Source organism: Gluconacetobacter sp., from assembly GCF_047721585.1.
GTDB classification, from domain to species: domain Bacteria; phylum Pseudomonadota; class Alphaproteobacteria; order Acetobacterales; family Acetobacteraceae; genus Gluconacetobacter; species Gluconacetobacter dulcium.
On the sequence record NZ_JBDNXE010000187.1, the window covers coordinates 1 to 5,661 of the forward strand.

Genomic DNA, 5,661 nt, shown 5'->3' on the forward strand with positions numbered 1-5,661 from the left:
GGTCACCGTGGCGGGGTATGGGCGGTGGGCTTTCATCGAGGGGGGGCTGGGGGGGGGGGGGCGCTACCCCGCGCGGCGGGATGGCGGGGCGACGTGGTCGGGTGTGATCATGGATACCAATCCGCCGGATGCGGAATCGGACTGGTACCGGTTTTTCGAGGAAAAGGACCATGGGGAGGCGGTGGCGGCGCTGGCGCAGGTGATCCCTGGGATGAGTGTGGAACGCTTTGCGCGGATCTTTCGCCAGCCCGGTGGGCGGGCGGCGGCGGCGGAGAATCTGGACAATCTGCCGCCCGGCTATTACCAGCGGCTGGCTGTCGGGAAAAGCGACGATTGGAACAAGGTTTATATCGACGGGGATTACGGGTTCGTCATGGAAGGGCGGCCGGTCTTTGGCGAGTATAACGATGGGTTCCATTGCCGGGACTGCCGGACGGTGCCGGCGCTGCCGGTTTATCGGGGGTGGGATTTCGGGCTGACGCCGGCCTGCGTGTTTACGCAGATGCTGCCCTCCGGCCAGTGGATCGTGGTGGACGAGCTGGTGTCGGACGCCATGGGGATCGAGCGGTTTGCCGAGATCGTGGCGCGGCATTCGGCGCAGCATTTTCCCGAGACATCCTTTGTGGATATCGGCGATCCGGCGGGGATGCAGAAGGCGCAGACCGACGAGCGGACCTGTTTTGAAATTCTGCATGCGCGGGGGATTGCGATCGAGCCGGGGATGCAGACGCTGGCGATCCGCCTCGAGAGCGTGCGGCGGCCGTTGCGCACCCTGCTGGACGGGGCGGCGCCGGGTTTTGTGCTACATCCGCGCTGCACGACCGTGCGGCGGGCGCTGATGGGTGGATACCAGTATCGGCGCATGCAGGTGAGTGGTGAACGCTATACCGACCGGCCGGAGAAGAACCGGTGGTCGCATGTGATGGATGCGCTGCAATACGTGGCGACGCGGCTGTTCGGCAGCGAACTGCGCGGGGCCGGCGGGGCGGCGGCGGACGGGATGTGGCGGGAGTTGCCCGATGACGGGCGGACGCGATCGAGCATTACGGGGTACTGACATGGCTGGACTGTTGTTGCCCGCGCATATGAGCGCGCATCCGGGCGCGCCTGGGGGGCTGGGGCGGCGTACCTGCCGCCAGTGCCGCCATCATGGCGTGGAGGGGAGCGATGTGGTGTGCCGGCGCTATCCGCCGCAGGTGACGGTGGTGCTGGTGCCGCAGGGGGCGCCGCGCGTGGGGCAACTGGCGCCGCAGCCCTTTGCCACCTTTCCGCCGGTGGTGCCCGAGCATGTGTGCGGTGAGTTCGCGCCCGGTGGGGAGGGGCGATGAGCATGGAAGGCACGGAGCGGAGCGGGCCGGACGCGGACGGTGTGGGGCTGCGTGGCGTTGGACTGCGCGGCGTTGAATTGGGCGGCGTGGGCCTGGGCGGCGCGGGGTCGGACGGGGCGGACATGGACGGTGTGGGCTTGGGCGGTGAGGGGCTGGATGGGCCGGATATGGATCTGGCCGAGCGGCTGCGGCGCTGGATCGAGATGCCGAACATCGCCGTGGAACTGGACGATGCGCGGCACGGGCAGGTGGCCGACCGGGTGGCGCGAGACTGGCGTGCCGACGAGGCCACGCGCGCCGAGTGGAAGGAGAATTGCCGCCGCTGGCTGGATCTGGCGCAGCAGGTGGCCGAGCCCAAGACCTATCCCTGGCCTGGGGCGTCCAACGTGATCTATCCGCTGTTGACGGTGGCGGCGGTGCAGTTTGCCGCGCGGGCCTATCCGGGCATCGTGCGCGATCGGGACGTGGTGCGGGGCACCGTGCTGGGCGATGATTCCGGCGTGCCGATGCCCGACCCTCTGCGGCCGGGGCAGGTGCTGGCGGGGCCGGACGGCGCGCCGCTATGGCTGGTGCCGCCGGGGGCGAAGCGGGCGCGGGCGACGGCGATCGGCCGGCATATGAGCTGGCAGTTGCTGGATGAAATGGCCGAGTGGGAGGAACAGACCGACAAGCTGCTGCTGAAGCTGGCCATTGTCGGCACCATGTTCCGCAAGACCTATTTCGACCCGGCATTGCAGCGCAATGTCAGCGAGACGGTGGACCCGTTGATGCTGTGCATCGACTACCACGCCAAATCCTTCGCGACCGCGCCGCGGATTACCGAGGAGATCGACCTCTATCCGTGGGAGATCGAGGAACGTATTCGGGCCGGGCTGTTTCTGGACCATGATTATGGCGGCAACCATGACGCCGGCGAGGATAGCGACGCGCCGGTGACGTTTCTGGAACAGCATCGGCGGCTGGACCTGGACGGGGACGGGTATGCCGAGCCCTATATCGTGACCATTGCCCGCGATTCCGGGAAACTGGCGCGGATTTCCGCCGGGTTCGACATGGATGGGGTGATGTTCGATGCGCGGGATCATCGTATCCGGCGGATCGAGGCGATTTCGTATTATACCAAATTCTCGTTTATTCCGTCTCCGGATTCCGCGATCTACGATATCGGGTTCGGCACGTTGCTGCATCCGCTGAATGCGGCGGTGAATACCAGCCTGAACCAGATGTTCGATGCCGCGCATCTGGCCAATGCCGGAGGTGGGTTCGTGGGTTCCGGCATGTCGTTGAATACCGGATCGGTGCGGTTTCAGGTGGGCGAGTACAAGGTGGTGAATACGCCGGGTGCCACGCTGCGCGAGAACCTGGTGCCCATGCAGTTTCCGGGGCCGAATCCGGTGCTGTTCCAGCTTCTTGGGTTTCTGGTCGATGCCGGGCGGGAGATTGCGTCGGTGAAGGATATCCTCTCCGGGGCCATGCCGGGGGGGAATGTGTCCGGTATGCTGGGGCTGGCGGTGATCCAGCAGGGGCTGAAAGTGTTCAGTGCCATCTTCAAGCGGATTCATCGCAGTCTGGGGGCTGAGTTTCGCAAGCTCTATCGGCTGAACCGGCTTTATCTGCCCGATGAGGCGGGCTTTCGGGAGGGCAGCGCGTTCTTTCGTGTGACCCGCGCGGATTATGAGCAGGCGGGCGGGGTGGAGCCGGTGTCGGACCCCGAGATCGTCACCGACATGCAGCAGTTGGCGCGCGCGAATTTTCTGCTGGCGTTCAAGGATGATCCCTGGTGCGACGGGCATGAAATCCGTCGTCGTGCCTTCGAGGCCGCCGCGATCGGGCTGGTGGACAAGGTGCTGCGGCCCAGTCCCGCGCCCGATCCGACCGCCATGGCGCGGGCAGCGGAACTGGATCTGCGGGCGCGCCGGGAGGCGCAGGAGATGGAGATGCGCGCCGGGAGCGAGGCGGCGGAACAGGTCTCGACACTCGCGGAGGCGGCTTTGCGGTTGGCTCAGGCCCGGAAAGCCGATCGGGGGTGAGAAGGGCGTTCTTTTTTGAAAAAAAAGAACCAAAAAACTTTTGATCTGTTTGGGTTCGGTGGGGGTGGTGGGGTGGGTGTGACGCTGTGTTTTGTTCTGTAGTATAAAAATATAAAGCTATGGATTTTTGGGAATACTCCCTTACCACCCAGATGCTATCGAGAAACGTCGAAAAAGTCTTTTTGCTTCTTTTTCTTCAGAAAAAGAAGAGAACCGGAAAAAAGGAAATCCCTCGATGGAGCAGCGTCAGGCGATGTTGGACGATCTGTCGGAGGAGGCGTTTCGGGCCTGGCGGCATCATCCGGTGACGCGGGCGGTGCGTCTGTTTCTGACGGATTATGGCGAGAGCATCGAGCAGCGGATGCTGGGCCAGTGGCGGGCGGGGACGATTACGCTGGCGCAGGAGCATGAGGCGCGGGGCCGGGTGGCTCTGGCGGCCGAGGTGGCGGAACTGCAATGGGCGGCGATGCGGGCGTTTTACGGCCAGGGGCCGGGAGAGAAGGAGGGTGGCGATGCGTGAGGGACGCATTCTGAAATTCGACCAGCAGGAATTCGTTGTTTCCGTTTGGGATGGGGTGAATCGGGCGGGGTATGTGCCGCTGGATGACAAGATTCTGGTGCTGGCGGATGTGCATGCCGAGATGACCAGCGGGGCGGTGCAGTTGCCGGCGGAATATGTGGAGCGCCAGACGTTGGCGGCCGAGCATGGCACCGTGATCGCGGTGGGGCCGGCGGCGTTTCGCTGGAACGATGATGGCACGCGGCAGTGGGTGGGGACGATTCCTGCGGCCGGGGACCGGGTTTATTTCGAGCGGTATGCCGGGCAGTTGCTGAAGGGTGAGGATGGGCGACTGTACCGGCTGATGTCGCAGCGTTGCATTGCCGCGATCGCGGTGGCGGCGGCTGTCGAGGCCGACGCGGACCCGGAGGTTGAGGCGCAGGCGCGGCGGATGGGCTGGGTGCCGCGCGACGATTTTCGCGGCGATGCGGAGAAATGGCGGCCGGCGCGGGATTTTCTCGACCGGGGGATGACGCTGTTGCCGGTGTTGCAGCAGCAATATCGCGCGCTGGATGGGCGCTATGCCAGCATGCAGGCGCAGTTGCGCGACAGCCAGAAGGCGCTGGCGGACCTGACGGAGCGCACGCGGCGGGCCGACGAGCGGGCGTATCAGCGCGCCGTGCGGGATATCGAGGGGCGGCGACAGGCGGCGGTGGCCAGTGGCGATACGACCGCGTTTGCCGTGGCCGAGCGGGATTTGCAGGATCTGCGCGATACGGCGCCGTTGCCGCCGGCACGGGCGGAGGAGGCCGCGCCGGCCCCTGTGCCGGCTCCGGTGGAGCGGGTGGAAAGTATGCCGGTGGAGATTATGGATTTCGTGCAGGCGAATCCGTGGTTTTCGCGCAATGCGGAGGCGCGGCAGGATGCGATTGCGATCCAGTCGGCGGTGGATCGGCAGCATCCGGGGTTGAGCCTGGCGGAGCGGCTGGAGATTACCCGGCGCAAGGTGCGGCAGTTGCATCCGGCGCTGTTCGAGAACCGGCGCCGGGAGGCGCCGCCGCCGGTCAGCCCCTCGCGCGGTGAGGGCGGGCGCGGGGGGAATCCGCGTGGGTTCGATGCGCTGCCGGTGGAGGCGCGGCGGGAATATGACCGCTATGCGCGGGCGCTGGCGGGCAAGGGCAAGCCGCTGACGAAGGATGAATGGGCCGGCTATTACTGGGAGAACGACGCATGAGCGAGGATACGCGCGGGCGGGTGCCGTTGAACGAGGCGGCGCGGAGCCGGGTGGCGCAGGGTGGCGCCCAGGGTGCGGCGGCCGGTGCGGCGGCCGGTGCGGTGCCGGGGGCTGTTGCCGGGCGGCAGCGGGGGGTGTCGCGGCGGCCGTTCGGGTTGCGGGAGCAGAAGCTGGCTTATCCCGACCGGGAGGGGTACCACCGGCACTGGTTCAATGACGAACCGGGGCGGATCGCGCGGGCCGGGGATGCGGGGTATAGTCAGGTTCTGGATGAATCGGGAAAACCCGTGAGCATGACGGTGGGTGTGGCGCGGGGCGGCGGGGCGCAGGTTGCTTACCTGATGGAGATTCCGGCCGAGTGGTACCGTGAGGATATGGCGGCGCAGGAATCGGGCCATCGGGAACTGATGGCGCAGATCAGGGAAGGGCGCGTGCCGGGCGGGCCGACCGGGGCGGATCGGCAGGCGCAGTATGTGCCGCAGGGGGTTGGGATATCAATCCGCGAAGAACGCCGGTAAAATCCTGACCGTAAATGTGCACTGGTGGCGATCCGACGCGCGTTTCCTGCGC

At 66.2% G+C, this 5,661-nt stretch carries 6 protein-coding genes; all 6 read left to right on the plus strand.

The window, feature by feature from the left end:
* On the plus strand, positions 1 to 1,057 hold a 1,057-nt coding region (locus ABF821_RS19635; protein ID WP_415531303.1), incomplete at its 5' end, for a hypothetical protein.
* Position 1,058: 1 nt separating this feature from the next.
* Positions 1,059 to 1,328, plus strand: a complete 270-nt coding sequence (locus tag ABF821_RS19640) for a hypothetical protein (RefSeq protein WP_182975173.1) — start codon at positions 1,059 to 1,061, stop codon at positions 1,326 to 1,328.
* The gene (locus ABF821_RS19645; protein WP_415531304.1) at positions 1,325 to 3,358 is read left to right on the plus strand and encodes a co-chaperone GroES; all 2,034 of its coding nucleotides are present in this window, start codon (positions 1,325 to 1,327) and stop codon (positions 3,356 to 3,358) included. Before ABF821_RS19640 ends, ABF821_RS19645 begins: the two co-directional genes overlap by 4 nt.
* Positions 3,359 to 3,593: 235 nt before the next feature.
* Positions 3,594 to 3,878, plus strand: coding sequence for a hypothetical protein (locus ABF821_RS19650; RefSeq protein ID WP_183008758.1), 285 nt, complete (start codon positions 3,594 to 3,596; stop codon positions 3,876 to 3,878).
* Entirely contained in the window at positions 3,871 to 5,091 is a 1,221-nt protein-coding gene (locus tag ABF821_RS19655) for a hypothetical protein (protein WP_415531305.1), read from the plus strand. The genes ABF821_RS19650 and ABF821_RS19655 overlap by 8 nt, the downstream gene beginning before the upstream one ends.
* Complete coding sequence (locus tag ABF821_RS19660) at positions 5,088 to 5,609, plus strand: hypothetical protein (RefSeq protein ID WP_415531306.1); 522 nt, start codon at positions 5,088 to 5,090, stop codon at positions 5,607 to 5,609. Before ABF821_RS19655 ends, ABF821_RS19660 begins: the two co-directional genes overlap by 4 nt.
* Positions 5,610 to 5,661: the final 52 nt, after the last annotated feature.